Below are 24,121 nucleotides of genomic sequence, written 5' to 3'. Positions count from 1 at the left end.
CGCGGGGGCTCTGTGCTATAATAGACCGGTAATGGACGTAGTGACGTCTGTTTTCAAGCCAAAAATTGACTGGCTTTCCCCCGAAGAAGGGGAGCTAGGTCTAAACCAAGCTCGCGCATAGTGAGCTTGTATCCATTCCCAGTTCCTGGGGGGAAAGTGAGGTGTATAGATATGAAGCAGGGTATTCATCCGAAGTACTATGAAGCTACGGTAACTTGCGGTTGCGGCAACACGTTCAAGACGGGCTCCACGCAGCCGGAGCTTCGCGTCGATGTCTGCTCCAAGTGCCATCCGTTCTTCACGGGTCGTCAGCGTGACGTACAGGCAGGCGGCCGCATCGAGAAGTTCAACAAGCGCTACGGCAAGAAATAAGATGCAGCATGATGAAGCAGAGCAGAGCAATCTCGCTCTGCTTTATTTTGTATCTGAAAGGTTCCAGACAAAATACAGCAGGCTGCCGTAGGCTATACGTGTAGAAGAAAATTTTGTCTTGCATATAATATAGGAGGTCCCAATTATGGGCAATCATCTAATGGTGGGCGGCCAGGCCGTCATCGAGGGCGTCATGATGCGCGGGCCGAAGCTCACGGCGACGGCGGTGCGCGACCCGAACGGCCAGATCCAGGTCGAGACGAAGGATGTCAACTCGATCTCGGACCGCTATCCCATCCTCAAGAAGCCGCTGCTGCGCGGCACCGTCTCACTCATCGAGTCGCTCGTCATCGGTATCCGCTCGCTCTCGTATTCGGCCAAGATGGCCGGTGAGGAGGATGAGCAGCTCTCCGACAGGGAGATGGCCGGTACGATTGTCTTCGCGCTCGTGCTCGCGAGCATCCTCTTCATCGCCATCCCGACGGGCGCGGCACGTCTCTTCCACTTCATCACGGAAGACCCGTTCTTCCTCAATCTCATGGAAGGCTTCCTGCGCCTCGCGATCTTCCTCGGCTACATCTGGGGCATCTCGCGCATGAAGGACATCCGCCGCGTCTTCCAGTACCACGGGGCGGAGCACAAGACAATCCACTGCTATGAGGCGGGTCTGCCGCTGACGGTCGAGAACGTGCAGAAGTTCTCGCGCCTTCACCCGCGCTGCGGCACGAATTTCCTCTTGATTGTCATGCTCGTCTCGATTTTCGTCTTTGCCTTCCTCGGCTGGCCGAGCCTCGGCGAGCGCATCGCCTCGCGCATCGTGCTGCTGCCTGTCGTCGCGGGCATCTCGTACGAGATCATCCGCCTGGCGGGCCGCAGCGAGAACAAGATCATCCAGACGGCCATCAAGCCGGGTCTCTGGCTGCAGTACCTGACGACGCGCCCGCCGGAGGACGATATGGTGGCCGTGGCCATCGAGTCGCTCAAGGCCGTGCTGCCGGAGGAGGAGATCGTCCCGGGTACGGTCGACTACCGCCATGCGGAGGGGACTCTGCCGAAGCCGGTCGAACTCGTCCCCTGACTCATGTCGCAAGCATGGGATACATTACTGTTGAGAGGTGAAATCTGTGCTGGAGAAGCTCCAAGCCGTTGAAGATAAATACCGGGAACTCGAGTCGCTGATCAGCGATCCGGAGGTCATGGCGGACATGACGAAGTGGCAGGCGTACACGAAGGAACACGCCGCGCTGACGCCGATCGTCACGGAATTCCGGCGCTATAAGGAAGTCGTCAAGGGCATCGAGGAGGCCAAGTCGATGCTTGGCGAAGCGCTTGACCATGAGATGCATGCCTTTGTCGAAGGAGAGCTCGCGGACCTCATGGAGAAGAAGGAGCGGCTCGACAAAAAGCTGCCGATCCTCCTTCTGCCGAAGGACCCGAATGACGAGAAGAATGTCATCGTCGAGATACGCGGCGGCGTTGGCGGCGAAGAGGCGGCGCTCTTTGCGGGCGACCTCTTCCGCATGTACTCGCGCTATGCGGAGAAGAAGGGCTGGAAGGTCGAGCTCATGGACGCAAATCCGACGGAGATCGGCGGCTTCAAGGAAGTCACCTTCATGGTCACGGGCTCCGGCGCGTATTCGTATCTCAAGTACGAGAGCGGCACGCACCGCGTCCAGCGCGTGCCGGTGACGGAGTCGGGCGGCCGCATCCACACGTCGGCGGCGACTGTCGCCGTGCTGCCGGAGGCTGAGGACGTCGATGTCGCCATCAATCCTGCGGACCTGCGCATCGACACGTACTGCGCGTCGGGCGCGGGTGGCCAGTACGTCAACCGCACGGAGACGGCCATCCGCATCACGCATCTGCCGACGGGCATCGTCGTGCAGTGCCAGGACGAGAAGTCGCAGCTCAAGAACAAGGAGAAGGCGATGAAGGTCCTGCGCGCGCGCATCCTCGACAAGGCCCGGCAGGAGCAGGAGGCGGCCGTTGCGGCCGACCGCCGGAGTCAGGTCGGCTCGGGCGACCGCAGCGAGCGCATCCGCACCTACAATTTCCCGCAGGGCCGCGTGACGGACCACCGCATCGGCCTGACTCTGCACAAGATCGACGCCATCCTCGACGGCGATCTCGATGAACTGCTCGCCGCGCTCATAACGGCGGACCAGGCAGAACGACTGAAGAAGGTGGACGCGAAATGAACGACAAGATCTGGACTATCGGCCGCATCTTGAAGTGGACGGAGCAGTACTTCAAGGACAAGGGCATCGAATCGCCGCGCCTCGACGCGGAAGTGCTGCTCGCGCATGTGCTCGAGAAGCAGCGCATCTACCTCTACGTGCATTTTGACGAGCCGCTGCAGCCTGCTGAGCTCGCCGCCTATCGCGAGATGATCAAGCAGCGCATCCTGCGCGTGCCTGTCGCGCAGATTCTCGGCGAGAAGGAGTTCATGGGGCTGACCTTCAAGGTCACGGCCGACACACTCGTGCCGCGCCCCGATACCGAGATCCTCGTGCAGGCCGCCGTTGAGCGGCTGAAGGCGATGAAGGGCGAGAAAACGGCGACAGGAGTGCTGGCTGATGAGTCGGCTGCGGAGGAGCCGGCAGAGGGACAGCCTGCGGGCGGAGCTGATGCGGAGCAGGAGGTCGCAGAGCCGCTGCATATCGCCGATATCGGCACGGGCTCGGGCGCCATCTGCCTTTCGGTGCTGCGCTATCTGGCGGGCACCGTGGCCGACACCGTCGACATCTCGCCTACGGCGCGCGCCGTCGCAGAGGAGAATGCCGCAAGCCTCGGCCTCGCGGATCGCGTCACATTCCACACGGGGGACCTTTTGCAGCCGCTAGTTGGCATGACGTTTGCGGCCATTCTGTCGAACCCGCCCTATATCCCGGAGGCCGACATCGCAACCCTCGCGCCGGAAGTGCGCCTCAAGGAGCCGCACACGGCGCTCTCCGGCGGCCAGGACGGCCTCGATTTCTACCGCCGCCTGGCGAAAGAAGCCCCCGCCATGCTCGTACCCGGCGGCTTCATGGCCTTTGAAGTCGGCATCCATCAGGCCGAGCCCGTCGCCGCGCTCGCCAAAGCCAATCCCCTGATCGCCCGCACCGAGATCCTGCCCGACTACGCCGGCATCGACCGCGTCGTCGTGGCATGGAGAACAAAGGAGTGTCAATGATGCAGACAGAGATTATCACGATAACCGATGTGAAGGCGCAGCAGGCGGAGCTTGCGCGCGCGGGGAAGGTGCTGCGCAGCGGGGGGCTGGTGGCTTTTCCGACGGAGACGGTCTACGGGCTCGGGGCAAACGGGCTCGATGCGGATGCCTGTGCGCGCATCTACGAGGCGAAGGGGCGTCCGTCGGACAATCCACTGATCCTGCATGTCTCGGACCGCGCGATGGTCGAGATGATTGCGGCGGAGGTCACGCCGATGGCGGAAAAGCTGCTCGCGGCCTTTATGCCGGGGCCCATCACGCTCATCCTGCGCCGCAAGGCCATCGTGCCGGACCGCATCACGGGCGGCCTCGATACCGTCGGCATCCGCATGCCGGAGCACCCCGTGGCCCGCGCGATGATCCGCGCGGCCGGCGTGCCGATTGCCGCGCCGTCGGCCAACATCTCGGGGCGCCCGAGCCCGACGACGGCGGCCTCTGTGCTGCGCGACATGAAAGGGCGCATCCCCTTGATCCTCGACGGCGGCCCGTGCCATTTCGGCGTTGAGTCGACCATTGTCGACTGCACGGGCCCTGTGGCCGTCATCCTGCGCCCGGGTGCCATCACGCGCGAGATGCTCACCGAAGTGCTCGGCGGCTGCAAGCTCGACCCCGCGCTCGTCGGCGCGGACACTGTGCCGCGCGCGCCGGGCATGAAATACAAGCACTACGCGCCGAAGGCCCCCTTGACACTGCTCGAGGGCGAGCCTTCGAAGATGGCCGCTGCCTTCCGCCGCCAGGTCCGCCGCCTGCAGGGCGAGGGCCGTACGGTCGGCGTGCTCGCCAGCCATGAGGTCTGCGAGTCCCTGCAGGGCCTCGTGCCCGCAGAGCTCCTGAAGGACTACGGCCCGCAGGGCGACCTCTTGGCAATCGCCGCCCATATCTACGAGGAGCTCATCGCCTTCAACGACACAGAGGCCGACGCGCTGCTCGGCGAAGGCACGACGGAGAAGGGGCTTGGCCTCGCCATCATGAACCGCCTGCACAAGGCCAGCGCCTTCCACAGCCTCAGGATTTCCTGAGCGGCTGAGCGATGCGGGATTGACTGTAAAAAAATCCCTGTCCGAAACAGATGTTTCAGACAGGGATTCTTCATTTTGTATACGCGAAGAGGGACTGCAGACCTAACGCAGCAATCCCTCTTCAAAGCAGGGGTCCAGGGTGCCGTTTGCTTTAAATGCCTAAAACCTGCGGCTAGCAGGTGGGTGCCTTAAGTCCGGTTTCTGCAGTCGCCGAGGCGGGCATCTGCCGGAATCAAATCAAGCTCCCTAGGAAAAATGTAGGTTAGACACTTCTAAAGCTCACGTACATCCCAGGCTTGTCCTTCTTTACGTGTATCATAGCATAAAAAAAACACGCGTGCAAGTCTTGACAAATCAATAAAGAAGGCAGGTTGTGGAAAAGATAGAAATCCCTTATAATGAAAAGATAGGGGATACCCTGTAAGTTGAGGAAAAACGATAGATGACCCGCACCGCGCGGGCGCGCAGATTGCGCCGATATCATTCAAAGGGGATAAAAGAATGGCAATTACCTACAGCGTAGCAATCAGTTACAAGAACGACCTCGGCTGGATCGATTACGACGAAGCGGCCAAGACGGCTGTCGTCAACCTGGCCAACGAAGAGGGCAAGAAGAAAGTCGAGGATTACCTCAATACGACGCACGAGATCAACATCCCGCACGAGACGCTCATGGACTTCACGCATGAGACGATCGACCCGCTGGTCGACCTCAAGAGCCTGCAGACTGCTCTGACCCGCCTCTGGGGCGCGACGAACGTCAGCGTTGACTGGAGCCGCCCGGTAGAGTATGTTCGCGAACATCCGCACTATTGAGCCGTACGGCAAGAGCCGCCAACTGGAATGAGTTGGCGGCTTTCTTGTACTGCTTTTTAGGCGCCGTTTAACGCGCGTTTATCTCGGCTCCCTATACTCGAAGACAAAGATGGGCTTTGCATGGAATCGCAAGAGCCTGGAGTCATTTGAGAAGAGATAGGGAGGCATGGAATGGAACGCAAGGATTTTCTGTATCTGGGCGCCTTTGCTTTGGTGCTCTACTTGTTCGGCAGCTGGCTGATGCCGGTGACGGACCCGGTGGAGTCGAATTACGTGGAGACGGCGAAGGAGATGATGGCGGCGGGGGATTACCTATCGCCGCGCATCTTCGGGAATTACTGGTACGACAAGCCCATCCTGTTCTACTGGGAGCTCATCGCGGCCTTCAAGATCTTCGGCATGACGGAGTTTGCTGCGCGTTTCTTCCCTGCGGTCTTTGCAGTGGCAGGCGTGCTGATGACATATGGCTTCGGCACGAAGCTCTACGGTCGCCGCACGGGCCTTTGCGCTGCGGTGCTGCTGGCGCTGTCGGTCGAGTACTGGTACCTCGGCCATGCGATCATCACGGACATGACGCTCTGGGTGACGGTCAGCCTGACGCTCATGAGCTTCTACTGTGGCTATGAGACGGGTAGGGGCCGCTACTACTACATGGCCTTTGCGGCGGCTGCCGTCGCCGTCTTGACGAAGGGCCCCATCGGCCTCGCGCTGCCGGGGCTCGTCATCCTCGTCTTCCTCGCCTGGCAGCGCTGCCTCGGCGTGCTGCTGAATCGCCATACAGTCGGTGGATGCCTGCTGTTTCTCGTCATCGTGGGGGTCTGGTATGTGCCGATGTATGAGCTGCACGGCAGCGATTTCATCGATACGTTCCTCGGCGTGCACAATGCCCTGCGCGCGACGGTGGCGGAGCACCCGCGCAATAGCGTCTGGTACTACTACCTGCTCGTCTTTGTCGCGGGTTTCTTCCCGTGGTCGCTCGTGGCCGTGCCTGCCTTCTGCAAGCGGCTCGTGCGGCGCGAGCTCCGTTGGCCGCAGGGGGAGAAGGAGCGCTTCCTGATCGCTTGGGCGCTTGCAGTATTCATCGCGTTCGAGTGCATGGCCTCGAAGTACATGACGTACACATTCCCGTACATGATGCCGCTGGCCATCCTGATGGGCCGGTACTTCGCAGAGCATGCGAAAGCCTTTGCGCGCATGGCCGCGGGCATGGCGCTCGTCTACTTCGCGCTGCTCGTGGCCGTCCTTCCCGTCGTCATGCCGATGAATTCCGGCAAGGATACGGCAGCTGCTCTGAAGCGGATGGCGACGCCGCAGACGGAAGTGCTGACGTACGGCGTGCGCTATCCGGTCTCGATTGCTTACTACAGTGGCTTCATGCCGAAGCGTCTCGTCGCGACAGAGGCGGATGTCGAGGCGGCGAGACCGCAGAAGATGAGCTGGACTGCGACGAACGTCATGCCGTTCGCCGCAGTGGAGGCGATGGACTTTGCCCGTGACACCATCATCGTCACGGACTTCGACAACCGCGGCCATCTCGGCGAAGCGGTGCCGGGGTTCTGGCAGGAAGTCGCGGAGACGGATGCTTACTGTATCTACCGCCTCGTGCCGGGCCGCAGCGATGGCCGTGCGGATATGGATACAGGTCGTACGGGTGCCAAGTTGGATGTGCTCCGGGGTTATCCGCACAAGCTGCTCATGCGCTGGCTCGGAAGCAGCGGGCGGAGCGGAATAAAATGAAGGGGATAGAATGAAAGGGATAGAAAGGAGAGCTGAGCGGGGATGAAGCTTCGTGACTTGTCGGTGCGCCAGCGCCTGATCCTCAACAACATCATCATGGTGCTCGTGCCGGTGCTGCTGCTCGCCTCCATCGGCAGTGCTGTCTTCCACGGCCTGCGCGCGACGGGCAACTTCCGCGAGCGCGAGCTCGAGATCCTCTGGCCGGAGGCGGGCGACACGATCCCCGTGCTCATGGGGCTAAGTCACATCTTCACGAATGTCGACGGTGGTGAGAAGGAGAAGCTCGAGCGCCATGTGGAATCGATGGAGGAGGTCGGCATCGAGGTGGCCGTGCTGTGCGATGGCGAGGTCACCTACGAGTCGGAGCCTGATACAGCGCAGGCGCTCATCGCAGAATCGTATGAGATAGTCCCGGGCGAGGGCAATGTCCTGCTCTGGGACGACAGAGGCCTCGTCTACCGCTACGTCTCGAGGGACGGCAAGAACATCGGCGTCGCGATGGGGCCGGTGCCTTTTCAGATCGGGCAGGGCTTTTTCCCGCCGCACATGGGCGGCGTCTGGAGTGCGATGGGCATCGGCATCTTCCTGCTCGCGGCGGCAATCATCGTCTTTGTGGGCCTGCTGCTCGTGCGACGCATGACGCGCGACATCGTGGCACCGCTCGAGGAATTGCAGCATGCCGCGCGCCGCATCGCCAAGGGTGACTGCGATACGCCCATCGTCAGTCACGGCACAGATGAGCTCGGCGAGACGGCGGCCGTCTTTGAGCTGATGCGCCGTCGCCTACAGCAGGGGCAGAAATTGCGCGAGCAGTACGAGCAGAACCGCCAGGAGCTCTTGGCGGGCATCGCACACGACCTCGCGACGCCCTTGACGAAGATCCAGGGCTATACGGGCGGCGTCCTCGACGGCATCGCCACGACGCCCGAGAAGCAGCGCCGCTACCTCGAGCTCGTCTACCACACGAGCCAGGACATGGAGAAGATGGTCCACGAGCTCTTCCTGCTCTCGAAGCTCGAGCTCGGCAAGGCCGTCTTCCAGTGGGAGGCGGCCTCACTCCGGCCCATCCTGCAACAGTACGTGGATCGGCAGAAGGAGGCGCTGGCGGCGCAGGGCTTTGCCCTTCGCTTCGAGGATGCGCTCGCCGCTGACGATGTGTGTGTCATGCTCGACCGCATCCAGTTCCAGCGGGTACTCGACAACATCCTCAGTAATGCGATAAAATACAAGGATGGTGACAGCGGCAGATTGACCATCCGGCTCTCGGCCAGGGATGGGGGATATGTCATCGAGTGCGAGGATTGTGGGCGCGACGTGGCGCGCGATGAGCTCGGCCAGATCTTCGAGTCGTTCTACCGCACAGACAAGGCGCGGACGGACGCAGCCAAGGGCAGCGGCCTCGGCCTCGCCGTGACGGCGCGCATCGTCGAGGCGATGGGCGGACGCATCTGGGCCCGCCCGGCCGTGCCGAAGGGGCTCTGTGTCTGCATCTGGCTGCCATCGAAGCAGTCGTTTGCAGAAGATGGGAAGGCGTGAAGACGGGAAAGGTGGAATCGGTGTGAAGAAGATCCTGATCGTGGAAGATGACCACGAGATCGCGGAGCTCGAGCGCGATTACCTCGAAGCCTCGGACTTCGAGGTGGCGATCGAGGGCGATGGCCTCAAGGGGGCCGAGGCCGCGCTGACGGGCGCTTACGACCTCGTCATCCTCGACCTCATGCTGCCGGGACTCGACGGCTTCAATGTCTGCCGCCGCCTGCGCGGGGAGCTCGACATCCCCGTCATCATCGTCTCGTCCCGCCAGACGGACATCGACAAGATACGCGGCTTCGGCCTCGGCGCGGACGACTACATGACGAAGCCCTTCAGCCCGAGCGAGCTCGTGGCCCGCGCCAAGGCGCACATCGCGCGCTACGAACAGCTGACGAAGAAGGCGCAGCAGTGCATCGCGCGGCTCTCGTGCGGCACGCTGGCGCTCGAGGCGAAGTCGCGCCGCGTCTTCAAGGACGGCGAGGAGATCCACCTGACGAACCGGGAGTTCGAGCTCTTGCAGTTCCTCATGGAGAACCGCGGGCTCGTCTTCAGCCGCGAGACGCTGTTCGAGCGCATCTGGGGCCTCGACGCGATGGGCGACAGTGCGACCGTCTCCGTGCACATCAACCGCATCCGCGAGAAGATCGAGGACGACCCCGCGCATCCCGCCTACATCGAGACGGTGCGCGGCGCGGGCTACCGCTTCCATCGCGATTGAGAGCATAGTACAGGCATATTTTGATAGAGAAAGAGGACGTTTTCATTGAATATCTTAGTGACTGGGGGCGCCGGTTTCATCGGCTCCCACCTTGTGAGGAAACTGCTGGCCGAGGGCGAGCAGGTGACGGTGCTCGACAACTTCAGCACGGGCAGCCGTGAGAACCTGCCGCAGGATGCGGCGGTCAAGTGCGTCGAGATGGATGTCAATGATGCATCGCTCGCAGAGGTCTTTGATGAAGGCCGTTTCGATGCGGTCGTGCATCTCGCGGGCCAGACGACGGTGCACATCTCGATGGAGTCGCCGGCACTTGATGGCCGCGAGAACATCATCGGTTCCATCCACGTGCTCGAGCAGGCGCGGCGCACGGGCGTGCAGCGCGTCGTCTTCGCCTCGACGGCGGCGAGCTACGGCGACGTCGCGGAGGAGAGCCTGCCGATTGTCGAGTCGGAGCCTCTCCACCCGATGTCGTTCTACGGCCTGTCAAAGGTCACGGTCGAGCACTACCTGCGCCTCTACCAGCAGTCGTTCGGGCTCGACTTCGTCATCCTGCGCTTCGCCAATGTCTACGGTGAGCGCCAGGGCAATGGCGGTGAGGGCGGCGTCATCAGCATCTTCGCCAAGCGCCTGGCAGAGGGCCGGGCGCTCACGATATACGGCGACGGCGAGCAGACGCGCGACTTCATCTACGCGGGCGACATCGCGGCAGGCATCTGCGCGGCGCTCCACACGGAGCATGTCAATCACGCCTACAACCTCTCGACGCAGACGGAGACGAGCCTCAGGGAACTCGTCGCCATTCTCGCCGATGTCTCCGGCAGGGATATCGAGCCGCGCTGCCTCGAGGCGCGCCCCGGCGATATCTACAAGTCCATGCTCGCCAACGGCCGCGCGCGCCGCGCGCTCGGCTGGGCCCCTGTCGTCTCCCTGCGCGAGGGCCTCAGGCGCACCTACGCGTACTTCTGCGCGTCAAGCGAGACAAGTGCGAAATGAATACGATAAAAGGGCCCCGGCAGATGCCGGGGCCTTTATGATGGCGTGATTCTCGTGCGGTGATGATTGCGGATGATAGGGATCGATCAATGGAGCTTGTGGCTCGGACGCAGCGAGAAAGCAACTTCTTTGACATGCATGGTGCTCTCTTGCTCGAGCGGTGTGTCGATGATCTCGACTTGTTCCAGCATGTTGCGGACCTGCTCGCGGATGCCGGCGAGGTATTCACGGCGCAGTGCCTGCTGCTCGATGCGCTCATCTTCACTGAGGCCGCTGCTGCGTTTCTTGCGGGAAAGCTCATTGATGCGGGCGATGAGTTCTTTCGTGATCATATCGTGTTGTCCTTCCTTTTCGATATATGAATCCTCTTATCTTTATTATAGTGGAAAGTAATGGAAAAGCAAGTTTTTTTGAATGGGACGTGATTCGTTGACAGCCCTTCTTTCCATTTGCTATACTGGTTCAGTAATCAATATGTAGTGGTTAGAGATAACTTTTCTTGAAATAATCTACTGTATCTAGGAGTAAAAAGATGGATCGTACTGTCAAATCGCCGGTCCTGCAGCATTTGCTGCAGGCTTGTCCTGTGCCGGGCCTCGCTGCCTGCCTGGCCGGTGTGGAACGTGACTTTGGCGAGCATGCGGGGGACTTCCCAGCGCTTGCCGAGAAATATGAGGTGTTCGGCAAGCCCTCGCTTGACCTGGATGAGAAGCTGCAGGCGCTCATCCGCGCGGCGGTGGAACTCGCCTCGGCGGAAGCGCCGCACTGGGACAAGATCGCGGCGCGCCTGCGCTATCTTGACTTTGCACGCCATCTGGCGGAGTCGGAGGCGAAGCGCGGCATCACGAACTTCGTGGCCAAGCTGCGCTACCTGACGGCCAAGGAGCTCTACGGCAGTTACATCCTCGAGAACTACACGGAGCAGGAGCTCCGCGCGGCTTCACGCTTCATCGTGGCGGAGCGCAATCACCTCTACTCGTACGCGGGCCTCGACCTCCTGCTCTCGCGCTATGTCATCCACACGCATCACGGCGTGGCGCTCGAGTCCCCGCAGGAGATGTACCTCGGCATCGCACTGCACCTCGCGATGCTCGAGGAGCCTTCGGTGCGCATGGACTGGGTGCGCCGCTTCTACGACATGCTGAGCCTGCAGCAGGTCACGATGGCGACGCCGACACTCGCCAACGCGAGAAAGCCGTATCACCAGCTCTCGAGCTGCTTCATCGACACGGTGCCGGACTCTCTCGACGGCATCTACCGCAGCTTCGACTCGTTTGCCAAGGTCAGCAAGTGGGGCGGCGGCATGGGCCTCTACTTCGGCAAGGTCCGCGCGACAGGCGCGGCCATCCGCGGCTTCGAGGGCGCGGCGGGCGGTGTCATCCGCTGGATCCGCCTCGTCAATGACACGGCTGTGGCCGTCGACCAGCTCGGCGTGCGCCAGGGGGCCTGCGCCGTCTACCTCGATGCCTGGCACAAGGACCTGCCGGAGTTCCTGCAGCTGCGCACCAACAATGGCGATGACCGCATGAAGGCGCATGACATCTTCCCGGCCGTCTGCTACCCGGACCTCTTCTGGAAACTCGCGAAGGAGGATCTCGACGCGCCGTGGTTCCTCATGGACCCGCACGAGATCGAGATGGTCATGGGCTACGCGCTCGAGGACTTCTGGGGTGAGGAATGGGAGAAGCGCTACCGCGCCTGTGTCGCCGAGCCGCGCATCGACAAGCGTGTGATCTCGGTCAAGGAGATCGTCCGCCTGATCCTGAAGTCCGTCGTCGAGACGGGCACGCCGTTTGCCTTCTACCGCGACACGGTCAACCGCCTCAACCCCAATCCGCAGGCCGGCATGATCTACTGCTCGAACCTCTGCACGGAGATCGCGCAGAACATGTCGGCTGTCGAGTCGGTCCGCACGGAAATCAAGACGGAGGCGGGCGACACGGTCGTGCAGGTCACGACGCAGCCGGGCGATTTCGTCGTCTGCAATCTCGCGAGCCTCAATCTCGGCCGCATCGACGTGACGTCGCACGAGGAGCTGCGCTCTGTCGTGCGCACGGCGGTGCGCGCGCTCGACAATGTCATCGATCTCAATGAGGCGCCGCTCGCCTACGCGCGCCTGACGAACGGGAAGTACAGGAGCATCGGCCTCGGCGTCTCGGGCTACCACCACATGCTCGCCAAGAACGCCGTCCGCTGGGAGAGCGAGGAGCACCTCGCCTTTGTCGACGATGTCTTTTCCCGCATCAATTACGCGACCATCGAGGCGAGCAGCGACCTTGCGGCGGAAAAGGGCTCGTACGGCTGCTTTGCGGGCAGCGACTGGCAGACGGGCGCCTACTTCAAGAAGCGCGGCTACGAGTCGGAAGCGTGGCGGGAGCTTGCCGCGAAGGTCTGCGCGCAGGGCATGCGCAATGCGTATCTCCTCGCCGTGGCGCCGACGAGCTCGACGTCCATCCTCGTCGGCACGACGGCCGGCGTTGACCCCATCATGAAGCGCTTCTTCCTCGAGGAGAAGAAGGGCGCCATCCTGCCGCGCATCGCGCCGGACCTTTCCATGAAGACGTTCTGGTACTACAAGAGCGCGCATACGGTCGACCAGAACTGGTCGGTGCGCGCGGCCGGCGTGCGCCAGCGCCATATCGACCAGGCGCAGAGCGTCAACCTCTACATCACGAACGACTTCACCTTCCGCCAGGTGCTGGCCCTCTACATCAAGGCCTACGAGGAGGGCGTCAAGACCATCTACTACGTGCGCAGCAAGTCGCTCGAGGTCGAGGAGTGCGAGAGCTGCTCCTCGTGATGGCAACTGCCACAGACTTCTGTCAGACCGTTAGAGCTAGAAAGGATATGCAATATGGCATCACTCAGAAAGCGCCCCCTCTTCAACCCCGAGGGCGACATCGACGTCACGCAGCGCCGCCTCATCGGCGGCAACACGACGAACATGAATGACTTCAACAACCTCAAGTACACGTGGACTTCGGACTGGTACCGCCAGGCGATGAACAACTTCTGGATCCCTGAGGAGATCAATCTCGGACAGGATGTCAAGGACTACCGGCAGCTGCCGGAGGCGGAGCGCCGCGCCTACGACAAGATCCTCTCGTTCCTCGTCTTCCTCGACTCCGTGCAGAGCGCGAACCTGCCGAATGTCTCGGCCTACATCACGGCCAACGAGGTCGACCTTTGCCTGACAATCCAGTCATTCCAGGAGTGCGTGCACTCGCAGAGCTACAGCTACATGCTCGACACGATCGCGAGCCCCGACGAGCGCCAGGAGATCATCTTCCAGTGGAAGGACGATGCGCACCTGCTCGCGCGCAACACCTTCATCGGCGACCTCTACAACGAATTCCAGCAGGAGCAGTCGCGCGAGAACTTCCTGCGCGTTCTCGTCGCCAACTACATCCTCGAGGGCATCTACTTCTACTCGGGATTCATGTTCTTCTACAATCTCGGCCGCATCGGCCGCATGCCTGGCTCTGTGCAGGAGATCCGCTACATCAACCGCGACGAGAACACGCACCTCTGGCTGTTCCGCAACATCCTGCGCGACCTGCGCGCGGAGGAGCCGGACCTCTTCACGGCGGAGAGCGAGGAGATGATGCGCGAGATGATCCGCGAGGGCGTGCGCCAGGAAATCGCCTGGGGCAAGTACGCCATCGGCAACGAGGTCGAGGGCCTCAACGAGAAGATGATCGAGGACTACGTGCGCTACCTCGGCAATGCGCGCGCGGAGAGCATCGGCCTCGGCGCGCTCTACGAGGGCTATGAGGAAGAGCCGTCCTCGATGCGCTGGGTCAGTCAGTACGCCAACCCGAACTTCATCAAGACGGATTTCATCGAGGGCCGCAGCACGGCCTATGCTAAGAGCACGGCACTTGTTGATGACCTTTGACGGATCTATATCCTGTACGAATATATATACAAAAAGCACGCCATATGGCGTGCTTTTTGCTATATGAAGGGGACAGGGGCGAAGTTAGACAAGGATTTCTGAGAAATGTTCGACGATACGGTCAGCTTGACTGAGATCCTGCTGGCCGGAATGAGGGTTGTGGAAAGCGATGCAGGTCATGCCAGCAGCCTTGGCAGCAGCGATGCCGGCTGTGGCATCTTCCACGACTGTGCAGTCACATGGTGGTATGCCCAGCCCTTCGGCTGCTTTCAGGTAGATATCAGGGTATGGCTTGCTGTGCGGCAGTTCTGCACCGCTGACGATGGTATCGAAGTAGGACCGGATGCCAAAGCGGCTCAGTACCATCTCGATGATATTGCGTCCAGATGAGGAGGCCAATCCAATGCGGAACTTCTTGCTGCGCAGGTGCCGTAAAAGCTCGGTTACTCCGGTGATGGGCTGAATGGAAGGATCGTGTATCAGCCGGTCGATATAGCGCTGGTGCTTGAAGGAGGCGAGTTCTTGCCAGGTGAGTCCTGCTTGGGGATGCGCAAGCAACGCCTCAGTAAAGAGATCCTTGCTCGTACGGCCGGCAAAGGACGGCAGCTTCTCCGGGGGGAATGGTATGCCGAAATGACGGAATGTCTCGAGCTTTACTTCGATGTGCAGTGGTTCGCTGTCAATGAGGACCCCGTCCATATCGAATATGAATGCTTTCATGCTTGTTCCTCCTTGTTTTCTTCAGGATCTTCGAAGCCAATCATGATGGTGGCAATGAACGTGGCGATGGAGGCAATCACGAGGGTGATGAGTGCTTGCAGGATAAAGTTTTCGTCTTCACCAATCCACATAGCCATGCTCAGGAGTCCTGGCGTGACATAGATGAAGGCCTTGAGCTTTACAAAACCGGCAAAGAGTGCGGCGATGCCACTGCCAATCATGCAGCCGTACATTGGGCGCTTGAGCTTGAGGTTGACACCGTACATGGCAGGTTCTGTGATGCCGCCGAGATAAGCGGTCATGCTGGAGGAGAAGGCAAGGGATTTCAGAGCCTTGTTCTTCGTCTTCCAAGCAACAGCCAGGGCGGCTGCCGCCTGAGACATGTTGGAGCAGAGTGCAACCACGCGGATAACGGGGTCAAACCCCTGCTGAGCCACGAGCATGATACTGATCGGGCTCAGGGCCTTATGCAGTCCGACGGAAACGAGCCAGGGGTAGAGAGCCGCCAAGATGGCCAGTGCAACAGCGCCGAGGGCTCCGTAGATGAACATGCTGCCATCGGCGATGGCCTGCGAGAGCAAATTGCCGAGCGGACCGATGCAGACGAGAGCCAATGGCACGCTGATGAGGGCGATGAGCATGGGCTCAAGGAAAACTTTGACCATACCCGGCACAATCTTCTTGACGCCTTTTTCGATATAAGACATGATCCAGACGGATAACAGGATCGGGATCAAGGTAGAAGAATATTTGGCCAGCAGGACTGGTACACCGAGGAAGTCAACGGGGACCCCTTTGGCAACGAGCCCTGTCCAGGTCGGGTGAACCATGGCCAGGCCGATAAAGCCGCCCATGAAAGCATTGCAGCCGAACATCTTGGCTGCGGAGAACCCGATGAAGGCTGGCATGAAGTAAAATCCTGTATCGAAAATCATATTGAGCAGGATGTAGGAAGAGGAGGCTTTAGTGAGCAGCCCACTCATGACGAGGACGAGCAGCAGAACCTTGCCCATGCCGCAGCCGGCCAGTAAGGGGACGACCGGGGCGATGGAACCGGTGATCGCGCCGAGGATGGCATTGACGATGCCTTTTTTCTTGGCAGGAACTGCCTGCTTTGGAGCCTGGTCCTTTTGCAACTGCGGATATTTCTGTATCAGGGCATCGTAAACGAGATCCACATCATTGCCGATAACCAGCTGATATTGGCCGCCTTTCTTCACTAAGGACAGAACACCGGGAATGCTTTGTGCTTTAGCATCATCGGCTTTTTTTTCGTCGCGCAGCGAGAAACGCAGTCGGGTGGAGCAGTGAACGACGGAACAGATATTGTCGGCACCGCCGACGGCATCTACGATTTGATTGATCATTTTTGCATTCATGAATTTTCCTCCTTCTTGAGTGCCATGATGCAGGGATTTTGCTTTTAGGAATAAATCAAATTGATGATATGGAGCAGAAGATAGCCCTGCTCACCATCTGTGATGGTTTTGCCGGTTTTTTCCTTTACATAATGGTTGATGGTTTTTACGCAGTGGTAGGCATCACCGTATTGTGTCTTGCCGAGCTTATAAAAATAATTGCTGTTGTCTTCGATTTTTTCGACGGTGAGCAGGGTCCTCGTAAAGATTTGCAGATGGCGGACCAGACGCTGGTAAAGCAGCGGCTTAGCTTCAATCTTATCGGGAAATGCCTGGCGAATGATGGTGAGGATGTCCCGGACCATACGTGTCGCTTTCACGGTTACCATCATCTGTTGATTGACGCTGGCGTTGACGATGTGGAGGGTGATGAAGCCAACTTCGTCATCGGATATCGTCACCTGCAGATACCGCCGGATGATACCTACTGCCAGACGGGCCAGCCGATATTCCTGCGGATAGAATTGCTTGATTTCCGGCAACAGGGGATTGCGGCAGAGGATGCCCTGCTTTTCTCGTTCGAGGGAAACGCTGATGTGATCGGTCAACGTTAGATAAATGCTTTCATTGAGCGTTAGATTTGACGTTGCATGAATTTCTTGTATGAGTTCTTCCACGATTTCCAGGTAGACAGAAGGGATATCGCTGAGGATTGCCTGTAGTTTGGATTGGATGGATTTGTCCCGCAGGATGAAGAGTTTTTCGATGCGGTCTTTTTCAATGGTATCGCCGACATGACGGCCGAATGCCAGGCCCTTACCGATGGCGATGATTTCTTCGTTCTTGTCGTCATGAGCCAAGATGACATTGTTGTTGTAGATTCGTTCAATTTTCACAATGGCATCCTTCCCTTCTATAATCAAAACTTCATTATCTCGTCAAGTGCCTGGACACTGCCTTCCGCCAGTGGTGTCAGGTGAATATCCCGGGGATTCATGACGATGATCATGATGGTGGGATCGTAACCGGCTTTCCGGATGGCTACCGGGTCAAAGCGCAGGAGAGGATCACCAGCTGTAACCTTTTGGCCTTGCTGAGCGATAATCTCGAATCCTTGCCCGTTGAGTTCAACCGTATCGATACCGACATGGATCAGGATTTCCAGTCCGTTATCACTCTTGAGCGTGAGGGCGTGACCGGTCGGGAATGTTCCGGCGACTGAGCCACTGACCGGTGCATAGAGGATATTACCTTCAGGTACGATGGCAAAGCCGTCGCCCATGCTCTTACTGGCAAAGGCAGGATCGGATACCTTATCGAGTGGCAGGTATGTTCCTTGTGTGGGAGCATAAAGGATGTTGTCCTTGAGAATTCGCGGCCGCAAGGCCGGAGTCTTTTTCTTGAATAGATTGTGCCAGTTCATAATGCGTACCTCCAGTTTTCAGACATAATAAAAAGCAGGCATAACAAGATCGGCGGACGAAGTCCGTCTCGATCGCGGTTATGCCTGCTTTGCAGTAACATTCCTTGTATCTATGACAAGAATATCATTTTTTAGCTACTTTGTCAATAATAAATTTTCAGATAATATAAATATAAGTTTTGTATTATTGATTATATTTTTTTCGCATAGTATAATGATGTTGCAATAATGAATCGTACAGGAGGGCTTTTTCATGAGCATTCGCATTGGTATCCTTGGTTACGGCAATCTGGGCCGCGGCGTTGAGTGTGCAGTCGAAGAGAATCCGGATATGGAGCTCGTCGCAGTCTTCACGCGCCGCGATCCCTCTTCCGTCAAGATCTGGTCGCAGGGCGTGCCGGTCGTCAATGTCAAGGATGTGGCAGCGTGGCAGGACAAGATCGATGTCATGATCCTCTGTGGCGGCAGCGCGACGGACCTGCCGAAGCAGACGCCGGAGTACGCGAAGTACTTCAATGTCATCGACAGCTTTGACACGCATGCGCGCATCCCGGAGCACTTCGCCGACGTCGACAAGGCGGCGAAGGAGAGCGGCCACCTCGGCATCATCTCGGTCGGCTGGGACCCGGGCCTGTTCTCGCTCGCGCGCGTCTACAGCAATGCGATCCTGCCGGACGGCAAGGACTACACGTTCTGGGGCAAGGGCGTCAGCCAGGGCCACAGCGATGCAATCCGTCGCATCAAGGGCGTCAAGGACGCAAAGCAGTACACTGTGCCGGTTGAGAGTGCTCTCGAGGCCGTCCGTTCGGGCGCAAACCCGGAACTCACGACGCGGGAGAAGCACACGCGTGAGTGCTTCGTCGTGCTCGAGGACGGCGCTGATGCCGCCTATGTCGAGAACGCCATCAAGACGATGCCGAACTACTTCGATGAGTACGACACGACGGTACACTTCATCAGCGAAGAGGAGCTCCAGCGCGATCACAGCGGCCTCGCACACGGCGGCTTCGTCATCCGTTCGGGCGCTACGGGCCACGAGAAGGAGCATAACCATATCATCGAGTTCTCGCTGAAGCTCGATTCCAATCCGGAATTCACGACGAGTGTCCTCGTTGCTTACGCACGGGCTGCCTATCGTCTGGCAAAGGAAGGCCAGACGGGCTGCCGTACGGTTCTTGATATCGCTCCGGCTTATCTTTGTGAGCAGAGTGGAGAAGAGCTGCGCGCTCATCTGCTCTGAGCCCGATTCACATCGCATCCATCATATAGCAAGAACGCTGCTGCGCCAGATTTTTGTCTGGTACGGCAGCGTTCTTGCTTTGAGCTGGCGGCAGCTTGTCAGGCGGGGGCATCCTGGTAGAGATTGAGGCTGCTCTTGATGAAGCCCTGCATGGCATTGGTGCGGTAGCCCCTGCGCTGCAGGGCGAGAAAGATCTGGCGCTGGGCGTTCGGGTCGTCGAGCTTGTAGTAGACGAGCGCCTCGTTGGGCGCAGACAGGCGCACGAGCGTATCAGTCAGGAAGGTCGCGCCGAGGCCCTGGCGTGCCATGTGGTAGGCTGTCATGAGCTGATTGAGGTAGAGGCGGACGTGCGGCGTCATGCTGTTGTTCTGGAAGAGCTTGCGCGAGCGCCGGAACATGTCGTTCCCCTTGCCGAGGATCAGGAAGTCCGTGTCCTGGAAGGCTGAGAGGGGGACGGCCGGCACGTCGGGGCGCAGGTGGCGGCCGAGCATGATGTCCTGCTGCGTCAGCAGATACGAGGCGAATTCCCTGTTGATGGGCAGGAAGGCCGGTACGGACAGCAGCAGGTGATCCTGGTAGAAAGGGATGGCCTCGTAGAGCGCCGCGTCGTAGATGCCGCTGTCGACGATGATGTCGAGTTCTTCGGTTGCGAGCTTGTTGAAGAGGTCGGCGGAATCGGATTCGGTGACGGAGAGCGCGATGTGCGGATGGCGGCTGCTGAAGGCCTCGATCATCGGCGGCAGGAAGCAGGACGCGAAGAAGTTCGTCCCGCCGAGCCGCAGGGTGCCGCTCTCGAGTCCGGCGAGGTCATCGCAGTAGCTCTTGAGGTCCCGCTTGATGCGGAAGATGCGCTCGGCCGCGTCGATGTAGGCGCGGCCGGCATCTGTCAGCTGCAGCGGCGTGGTGCTGCGGTTGAAGATTGGCAGGCCGAGCTCGCGCTCGACCTTGCGCACGGAGGCCGAGAGGGCGGGCTGCGACACGAAGAGCTTGCGGGCGGCTGCGGAGAAGCTCTTTTCCTGCCAGACTGCGTAGACGTAATCCATTCCTTGCATGTGAATCAAACTCCCTATATACCATAAAATATTTGGATAGATAATATACACTTATATGTATTTGTTTATAGGCTATCACAATGCTATGCTATTCACAAGAAGAAACGTTTAAGACGAGCGGGCGCGAGGGCGCTGCAGCATAGAGGAGTGGTCACGATGAAGAAGACAATCGGTATTATCGGCGGCATGGGCCCGATGGCGACGGTGGATCTCATGAAGAAGGTCATCCTCGCGACGGATGCGCGCGAGGACCAGGAGCACATCCCCATCCTCGTCGACAACAATACGAATATCCCCGACCGCACGGCGGCCATCCTCGGCGAGGGCGAAGACCCGCTGCCGGAGCTTTTGAAGTCGGCAGACCGCCTGACGGATGCCGGCGCGGACTTCCTGATCATGGGCTGCAACACGGCGCATTACTTCCTGCCGCGCATGATGCCGCACCTCAAGGTTCCGTTCGTCAACATGATTGAGGAGACGGCGTCCTTCTGTGCGCGCGAGGGCTTCAAGAAGGTCGGTCTGCTCGCATCGGCCGGCACCTGCAAGTCGGGCATCTACCAGCGTGCGCTCGCCGAGGCCGGCGTCGAGGCGGTACAGCCCCAGGGCGCGGCCGAAGAGGCCGTCCATGCGATGATCTACGACGGCGTCAAGGCGAGCAATCCGGACTTCGACACGACGGCGGTGCGCGAAGCGCTCGCCCAGATGGCGAAGGATGGCTGCGAGGCCTTCGTGCTCGGCTGCACGGAAGTGCCGGTGGCCGTGGAGATGTATCACCTTGAGGGCAATTTCATCGATGCGACGGAAGTGCTCGCCGAGGCTGCTGTGCAGAAGGCCGGCGCTAAGGTCATCTCGCATCTGCCGCACAAGGCGTGACATGAGGGCATGACAAACGGAAAGAGGTTCCTTCGGGAACCTTTTTTTGGTGGCGGAGATTTGTCACGCTTTCCGAAAGCTGATATAATGATACTTTAGAAGAAATCATGAATCACGAAAACCTGCGCCGGGCCGGTCGGTGCCGTCGTTGGAATCATAATGGAGTGTGAGAACATTGTTGGATATCAAATTTGTGCGCGAACATCTCGACGAAGTCCGTCAGATGCTCAAGAACCGCTGCAACCCGCTGAATCTCGATGATTTTGAAGGTCTCGACAAGAAGCGCCGCGATCTCCTGCAGGAGTCTGAGGCGCTCAAGAGCCAGCGCAACACGGTCTCGAAGGAGATCAGTGTCATGAAGAAGAACAAGGAAGATGCCGAGGCGAAGATCCTCGAGATGCGCGCCGTCGGCGCCAAGATCTCGGAGCTCGACAAGGAGCTCAAGGACGTCGAGGCCCAACTCCGCGACATCATGCTCCACATCCCGAACATGCCGCGCGAAGACGTGCCAATCGGCAAGGACGACACGGAGAACCCGGAGGTCCGCAAGTGGGGGGAGCCGACGAAGTTCGACTTCGAGCCGAAGGCGCACTGGGATCTCGGCACGGAGCTCGACATCCTCGACGCCGACCGCGCTGCCAAGGTCACGGGCGCGCGCTTCACGTTCTACAAGGGACTCGGCGCCCGCCTCGAGCGCGCCTGCATCAACTTCATGATGGACCTGCACGCCAACAAGCACGGCTACACGGAGATGCTCGCACCGTACATCGCCAACAAGGCGAGCATGACGGGCACGGGCCAGCTGCCGAAGTTTGCCGATGACATGTTCAAGCTTGAGGGCCTCGACTACTACCTCGTGCCGACGGCTGAGGTGCCGACGACGAACTACCACCGCGATGAGATCCTCGACGGCAGCAAGCTGCCGGAGTACTACAGCTGCTACACGGCGTGCTTCCGCGCCGAGGCTGGCAGCGCCGGCCGCGACACGCGCGGCCTGATCCGCCAGCACCAGTTCAACAAGGTCGAGCTCATCAAGTTCGTCAAGCCGGAGACGAGCTGGCATGAACTCGACACGATGGTCGACGCTGCTGAGGACGTCCTGCGCCTTCTGGAGCTGCCGTACCACGTCGTCAAGCTCTGCACGGGCGACATGAGCTTCACGTCGGCGACGACGTACGACCTTGAAGTCTGGTTCCCGGCGCAGAACAAGTACCGCGAGATTTCCTCGTGCTCGAACTGCACGGACTACCAGGCGCGCCGTGCGAACATCAAGTTCCGCCGCGATGCCAAGAGCAAGCCGGAATTCGTCCACACGCTCAACGGCTCGGGTCTCGCTGTCGGCCGCACGGTCGCCGCGATCCTCGAGAACTACCAGCAGGAAGACGGCTCCGTCCGCATCCCGAAGGTCCTCGTACCGTACATGGGCGGCGTCGAAGTCATCAAGAAGCCGGAATGAGATAGCAAAATGCTGCACGCGATGCGTGCAGCATTTTTTGGTTCAGCGGTAATGCATGGCCTCGCGTTTGGCGAGCCGGTCGCAGCGCTCGTTGAGCTCGACGCCGACGTGGCCCTTGACCCAGTGGAAGGTCACGTCGTGGCGGCTGTAGAGCGCGTCGAGCTCCTGCCAGAGGTCCTGGTTGAGCACGGGCTGGCCGTCGGCCTTCTTCCAGCCGCGGCGCTTCCAGCCCGCCATCCACTTCGTGATGCCGTTCTTTAGGTACTGGCTGTCGGTGTAGAGCGCAATCTTCGCGGGGCTTTTTGGGAACCTGAGCGCCGCGATGGCAGCTGAGAGCTCCATGCGGTTGTTCGTCGTCGCGGGGCTGCCCTCGTGGAGCTCCGTGACTGTGCCCGTCGCGACCTCGCGGATGACGGCGGCCCAGCCGCCGGGGCCGTCGGGGTTGCGCAGGCAGGAGCCGTCGGTGTAGATGACGAAGTCCTGTTCGCTGTCGGGGCGGAGCGGCATCTGGACGGCCGCAGGGCGCGGGCGGGTCGGCTTGACGAGAGGCCGTGCCGGATGCGCCGGCTCTTTATGCGGGACATCGCTGCCTGCAAGCCAGGCGAGCGCTTCCTGTGCACTCGTGAAGCTCTTGTAGCGGGCCCCGGGGAATCCTGCCACCTGTTTCTGACATTCCGGCCAGTTCGTGAAGAGCCCGCAGGTGCGGCCAACACGTACGGCATATACTTTTTTCTGCATGATGTCCTCCCAATCGGTGATTTCTTTTATTATAAGAGATTTTTGCATAGAAAAGAATCAAAAATTTGCCGTTCAAATAGTAAACTTTTCTTTACTATTTCTGGATTGCTTGCTACAATCGTAATTATGGAGCTTTATGCACAAGTACTCCACAGGGAAAGAAGAAATGAGAAAGGAAGGGGGAGCTTCATGCTGCTTCGCATACTCAGCGCCATCGGCTCTTTTGTGCTGCGGCGCTTTGAGGAGCTCGGCACGATCATCATGCTCTACGGCGAGACGATCCGCGCGCTGCGCCACAAGCCGCGCCTGCGCCACATCCTCGCACAGATGTCGCATCTCGGTGTCGATTCGCTGATGATCGTCAGCCTGACAATGCTCTTCACGGGCGTCGTCATCTCACTGCAGACGGCCGACGTCCTCATACGCTTCGGCGCGCAGGGCACGCTCGGCGGCATCGTCACGATCGCGATCGGCCGCGAGCTCGGCCCGGTGCTCGTCGCCGTCGTCTGCGCCGGCCGCGTCGGCTCTGCCATCACGGCGGAGATCGCGACGATGAAGGTCACGGAACAGATCGACGCGCTGCGCGTCATGGCCGTGAGCCCTGTCGACTACCTCTTGGTGCCGCGCATGCTCGCCTGCATGATCGTCGTGCCGATCCTCACGGTCTTCGGCGACGTCATCGGCGTCTTCGGCGGCTGGCTCATCGCCGTGTTCTACAAGGGGCTGACGACGTACAGCTACATGAATTCCATCCACATCTTTGCGGAACTCTTTGACATGACGGGCGGCGTCATCAAGGCCATCTTCTTCGGCAATGTCATCGCGGTGCTCGGCTGCTACTACGGCCTGCACTGCCCCGACGGCGCGGAGGGTGTCGGCCGGGCGACGACGAAGACGGTCGTCGCCTCGATCATCGTCATCTTCCTCTTGAACGCCGTGCTGACGTTCCTGCTGTACTGAT

General features: G+C 59.8%; 23 protein-coding genes and 1 other RNA gene. 16 read left to right on the top strand and 8 right to left on the bottom strand.

Going from position 1 to position 24,121, the window contains the following annotated elements:
• Positions 1-171: 171 nt before the first annotated feature.
• The 5 genes from rpmE to B2X55_RS09480 all read left to right on the top strand — a co-directional run bounded on the left by rpmE (position 172) and on the right by B2X55_RS09480 (position 4,605).
• Positions 172-372, top strand: coding sequence for a 50S ribosomal protein L31 (gene rpmE / locus B2X55_RS09500; protein ID WP_226868745.1), 201 nt, complete (start codon positions 172-174; stop codon positions 370-372).
• 145 nt (positions 373-517) lie between these two features.
• Positions 518-1,450 carry a DUF1385 domain-containing protein gene (locus B2X55_RS09495; protein WP_286821902.1) on the top strand — a complete coding sequence of 311 codons (933 nt, stop codon included), beginning with the start codon at positions 518-520 and terminating at the stop codon, positions 1,448-1,450.
• Between the two features lie 46 nt (positions 1,451-1,496).
• Positions 1,497-2,570 (top strand): peptide chain release factor 1, encoded by a 1,074-nt coding sequence (prfA, locus tag B2X55_RS09490; protein WP_226866784.1) that lies wholly within the window; start codon positions 1,497-1,499, stop codon positions 2,568-2,570.
• Positions 2,567-3,547, top strand: a complete 981-nt coding sequence (gene prmC / locus B2X55_RS09485) for a peptide chain release factor N(5)-glutamine methyltransferase (RefSeq protein ID WP_286821901.1) — start codon at positions 2,567-2,569, stop codon at positions 3,545-3,547. Before prfA ends, prmC begins: the two co-directional genes overlap by 4 nt.
• Positions 3,547-4,605 (top strand): L-threonylcarbamoyladenylate synthase, encoded by a 1,059-nt coding sequence (locus B2X55_RS09480; RefSeq protein WP_055161280.1) that lies wholly within the window; start codon positions 3,547-3,549, stop codon positions 4,603-4,605. Before prmC ends, B2X55_RS09480 begins: the two co-directional genes overlap by 1 nt.
• Positions 4,606-4,732: 127 nt before the next feature.
• On the opposite strand, the gene ssrS is transcribed toward B2X55_RS09480, so the two are convergent.
• Positions 4,733-4,905: non-coding RNA, 6S RNA (gene ssrS, locus B2X55_RS09475), on the bottom strand.
• 201 nt (positions 4,906-5,106) lie between these two features.
• On the opposite strand from ssrS, the gene B2X55_RS09470 reads away from it, so the two are divergent.
• The 5 genes from B2X55_RS09470 to B2X55_RS09450 all read left to right on the top strand — a co-directional run bounded on the left by B2X55_RS09470 (position 5,107) and on the right by B2X55_RS09450 (position 10,402).
• On the top strand, positions 5,107-5,421 hold the full coding sequence (locus B2X55_RS09470) for a hypothetical protein (protein WP_286821899.1): 315 nt from the start codon (positions 5,107-5,109) through the stop codon (positions 5,419-5,421).
• Positions 5,422-5,592: 171 nt separating this feature from the next.
• Positions 5,593-7,158 carry an ArnT family glycosyltransferase gene (locus B2X55_RS09465; RefSeq protein WP_286821897.1) on the top strand — a complete coding sequence of 522 codons (1,566 nt, stop codon included), beginning with the start codon at positions 5,593-5,595 and terminating at the stop codon, positions 7,156-7,158.
• 42 nt (positions 7,159-7,200) lie between these two features.
• The gene (locus B2X55_RS09460) at positions 7,201-8,694 is read left to right on the top strand and encodes a sensor histidine kinase (RefSeq protein ID WP_286821896.1); all 1,494 of its coding nucleotides are present in this window, start codon (positions 7,201-7,203) and stop codon (positions 8,692-8,694) included.
• A gap of 22 nt (positions 8,695-8,716) precedes the next feature.
• Positions 8,717-9,409, top strand: coding sequence for a response regulator transcription factor (locus tag B2X55_RS09455; RefSeq protein WP_286821894.1), 693 nt, complete (start codon positions 8,717-8,719; stop codon positions 9,407-9,409).
• A gap of 45 nt (positions 9,410-9,454) precedes the next feature.
• Positions 9,455-10,402, top strand: coding sequence for an NAD-dependent epimerase/dehydratase family protein (locus B2X55_RS09450; RefSeq protein WP_055161277.1), 948 nt, complete (start codon positions 9,455-9,457; stop codon positions 10,400-10,402).
• A gap of 86 nt (positions 10,403-10,488) precedes the next feature.
• Here B2X55_RS09450 and B2X55_RS09445 read toward each other — a convergent pair whose 3' ends face one another.
• Positions 10,489-10,734 (bottom strand): DUF896 domain-containing protein, encoded by a 246-nt coding sequence (locus B2X55_RS09445; protein ID WP_036375553.1) that lies wholly within the window; start codon positions 10,732-10,734, stop codon positions 10,489-10,491.
• A 200-nt stretch (positions 10,735-10,934) separates the two neighbouring features.
• On the opposite strand from B2X55_RS09445, the gene B2X55_RS09440 reads away from it, so the two are divergent.
• Positions 10,935-13,202, top strand: a complete 2,268-nt coding sequence (locus tag B2X55_RS09440) for a ribonucleoside-diphosphate reductase subunit alpha (RefSeq protein WP_286821893.1) — start codon at positions 10,935-10,937, stop codon at positions 13,200-13,202.
• A 54-nt stretch (positions 13,203-13,256) separates the two neighbouring features.
• On the top strand, positions 13,257-14,300 hold the full coding sequence (locus B2X55_RS09435) for a ribonucleotide-diphosphate reductase subunit beta (protein ID WP_278821397.1): 1,044 nt from the start codon (positions 13,257-13,259) through the stop codon (positions 14,298-14,300).
• A gap of 84 nt (positions 14,301-14,384) precedes the next feature.
• Here the strand turns inward: B2X55_RS09435 and B2X55_RS09430 are convergent, their stop codons facing one another.
• From B2X55_RS09430 to B2X55_RS09415, 4 genes are read right to left on the bottom strand one after another with little or no spacing between them, the layout of a single operon-like run.
• Positions 14,385-15,020 (bottom strand): HAD family hydrolase, encoded by a 636-nt coding sequence (locus tag B2X55_RS09430; protein WP_286821891.1) that lies wholly within the window; start codon positions 15,018-15,020, stop codon positions 14,385-14,387.
• The gene (locus B2X55_RS09425) at positions 15,017-16,399 is read right to left on the bottom strand and encodes a PTS transporter subunit EIIC (protein WP_286821890.1); all 1,383 of its coding nucleotides are present in this window, start codon (positions 16,397-16,399) and stop codon (positions 15,017-15,019) included. Before B2X55_RS09425 ends, B2X55_RS09430 begins: the two co-directional genes overlap by 4 nt.
• 44 nt (positions 16,400-16,443) lie before the next feature.
• Positions 16,444-17,274: a PRD domain-containing protein gene (locus B2X55_RS09420; protein WP_286821889.1), complete on the bottom strand. Its 831-nt coding sequence runs from the start codon at positions 17,272-17,274 to the stop codon at positions 16,444-16,446.
• 23 nt (positions 17,275-17,297) lie between these two features.
• Positions 17,298-17,801, bottom strand: a complete 504-nt coding sequence (locus tag B2X55_RS09415; protein ID WP_286821888.1) for a PTS sugar transporter subunit IIA — start codon at positions 17,799-17,801, stop codon at positions 17,298-17,300.
• Between the two features lie 253 nt (positions 17,802-18,054).
• On the opposite strand from B2X55_RS09415, the gene B2X55_RS09410 reads away from it, so the two are divergent.
• Positions 18,055-19,041, top strand: coding sequence for a diaminopimelate dehydrogenase (locus B2X55_RS09410; protein ID WP_286821886.1), 987 nt, complete (start codon positions 18,055-18,057; stop codon positions 19,039-19,041).
• 98 nt (positions 19,042-19,139) lie between these two features.
• Here B2X55_RS09410 and B2X55_RS09405 read toward each other — a convergent pair whose 3' ends face one another.
• Positions 19,140-20,093 (bottom strand): LysR family transcriptional regulator, encoded by a 954-nt coding sequence (locus B2X55_RS09405; RefSeq protein WP_255240737.1) that lies wholly within the window; start codon positions 20,091-20,093, stop codon positions 19,140-19,142.
• A gap of 156 nt (positions 20,094-20,249) precedes the next feature.
• On the opposite strand from B2X55_RS09405, the gene B2X55_RS09400 reads away from it, so the two are divergent.
• Both B2X55_RS09400 and serS read left to right on the top strand, forming a co-directional pair.
• Positions 20,250-20,966 carry an aspartate/glutamate racemase family protein gene (locus B2X55_RS09400; protein ID WP_286821885.1) on the top strand — a complete coding sequence of 239 codons (717 nt, stop codon included), beginning with the start codon at positions 20,250-20,252 and terminating at the stop codon, positions 20,964-20,966.
• Positions 20,967-21,141: 175 nt separating this feature from the next.
• The gene (gene serS / locus B2X55_RS09395; RefSeq protein WP_036375570.1) at positions 21,142-22,422 is read left to right on the top strand and encodes a serine--tRNA ligase; all 1,281 of its coding nucleotides are present in this window, start codon (positions 21,142-21,144) and stop codon (positions 22,420-22,422) included.
• 42 nt (positions 22,423-22,464) lie between these two features.
• Here serS and rnhA read toward each other — a convergent pair whose 3' ends face one another.
• A complete protein-coding gene (gene rnhA / locus B2X55_RS09390) occupies positions 22,465-23,160 on the bottom strand; it encodes a ribonuclease HI (RefSeq protein WP_286821883.1) in 696 nt (231 codons plus the stop codon).
• A gap of 192 nt (positions 23,161-23,352) precedes the next feature.
• Between rnhA and B2X55_RS09385 the strand changes: the two genes are divergently transcribed.
• On the top strand, positions 23,353-24,120 hold the full coding sequence (locus tag B2X55_RS09385) for an MlaE family ABC transporter permease (protein WP_414683497.1): 768 nt from the start codon (positions 23,353-23,355) through the stop codon (positions 24,118-24,120).
• Position 24,121: the final 1 nt, after the last annotated feature.

It is taken from the genome of Mitsuokella sp. UBA4253, assembly GCF_002395285.1.
Lineage (GTDB): Bacteria > Bacillota > Negativicutes > Selenomonadales > Selenomonadaceae > Mitsuokella > Mitsuokella jalaludinii.
Note: the sequence above shows the minus strand (reverse complement) of the source record. Positions and strands in the feature narration are given on the sequence as shown.

Bases quoted from the DNA above. Each gene is read 5' to 3' on its own strand.
- rpmE (WP_226868745.1), top strand. From the start codon at position 172: ATGAAGCAGGGTATTCATCCGAAGTACTATGAAGCTACGGTAACTTGC.
- B2X55_RS09495 (WP_286821902.1), top strand. From the start codon at position 518: ATGGGCAATCATCTAATGGTGGGCGGCCAGGCCGTCATCGAGGGCGTC.
- prmC (WP_286821901.1), top strand. From the start codon at position 2,567: ATGAACGACAAGATCTGGACTATCGGCCGCATCTTGAAGTGGACGGAG.
- B2X55_RS09480 (WP_055161280.1), top strand. From the start codon at position 3,547: ATGCAGACAGAGATTATCACGATAACCGATGTGAAGGCGCAGCAGGCG.
- B2X55_RS09470 (WP_286821899.1), top strand. From the start codon at position 5,107: ATGGCAATTACCTACAGCGTAGCAATCAGTTACAAGAACGACCTCGGC.
- B2X55_RS09465 (WP_286821897.1), top strand. From the start codon at position 5,593: ATGGAACGCAAGGATTTTCTGTATCTGGGCGCCTTTGCTTTGGTGCTC.
- B2X55_RS09460 (WP_286821896.1), top strand. From the start codon at position 7,201: ATGAAGCTTCGTGACTTGTCGGTGCGCCAGCGCCTGATCCTCAACAAC.
- B2X55_RS09445 (WP_036375553.1), bottom strand. From the start codon at position 10,734: ATGATCACGAAAGAACTCATCGCCCGCATCAATGAGCTTTCCCGCAAG.
- B2X55_RS09440 (WP_286821893.1), top strand. From the start codon at position 10,935: ATGGATCGTACTGTCAAATCGCCGGTCCTGCAGCATTTGCTGCAGGCT.
- B2X55_RS09435 (WP_278821397.1), top strand. From the start codon at position 13,257: ATGGCATCACTCAGAAAGCGCCCCCTCTTCAACCCCGAGGGCGACATC.
- B2X55_RS09430 (WP_286821891.1), bottom strand. From the start codon at position 15,020: ATGAAAGCATTCATATTCGATATGGACGGGGTCCTCATTGACAGCGAA.
- B2X55_RS09425 (WP_286821890.1), bottom strand. From the start codon at position 16,399: ATGAATGCAAAAATGATCAATCAAATCGTAGATGCCGTCGGCGGTGCC.
- B2X55_RS09415 (WP_286821888.1), bottom strand. From the start codon at position 17,801: ATGAACTGGCACAATCTATTCAAGAAAAAGACTCCGGCCTTGCGGCCG.
- B2X55_RS09410 (WP_286821886.1), top strand. From the start codon at position 18,055: ATGAGCATTCGCATTGGTATCCTTGGTTACGGCAATCTGGGCCGCGGC.
- B2X55_RS09405 (WP_255240737.1), bottom strand. From the start codon at position 20,093: ATGCAAGGAATGGATTACGTCTACGCAGTCTGGCAGGAAAAGAGCTTC.
- B2X55_RS09400 (WP_286821885.1), top strand. From the start codon at position 20,250: ATGAAGAAGACAATCGGTATTATCGGCGGCATGGGCCCGATGGCGACG.
- rnhA (WP_286821883.1), bottom strand. From the start codon at position 23,160: ATGCAGAAAAAAGTATATGCCGTACGTGTTGGCCGCACCTGCGGGCTC.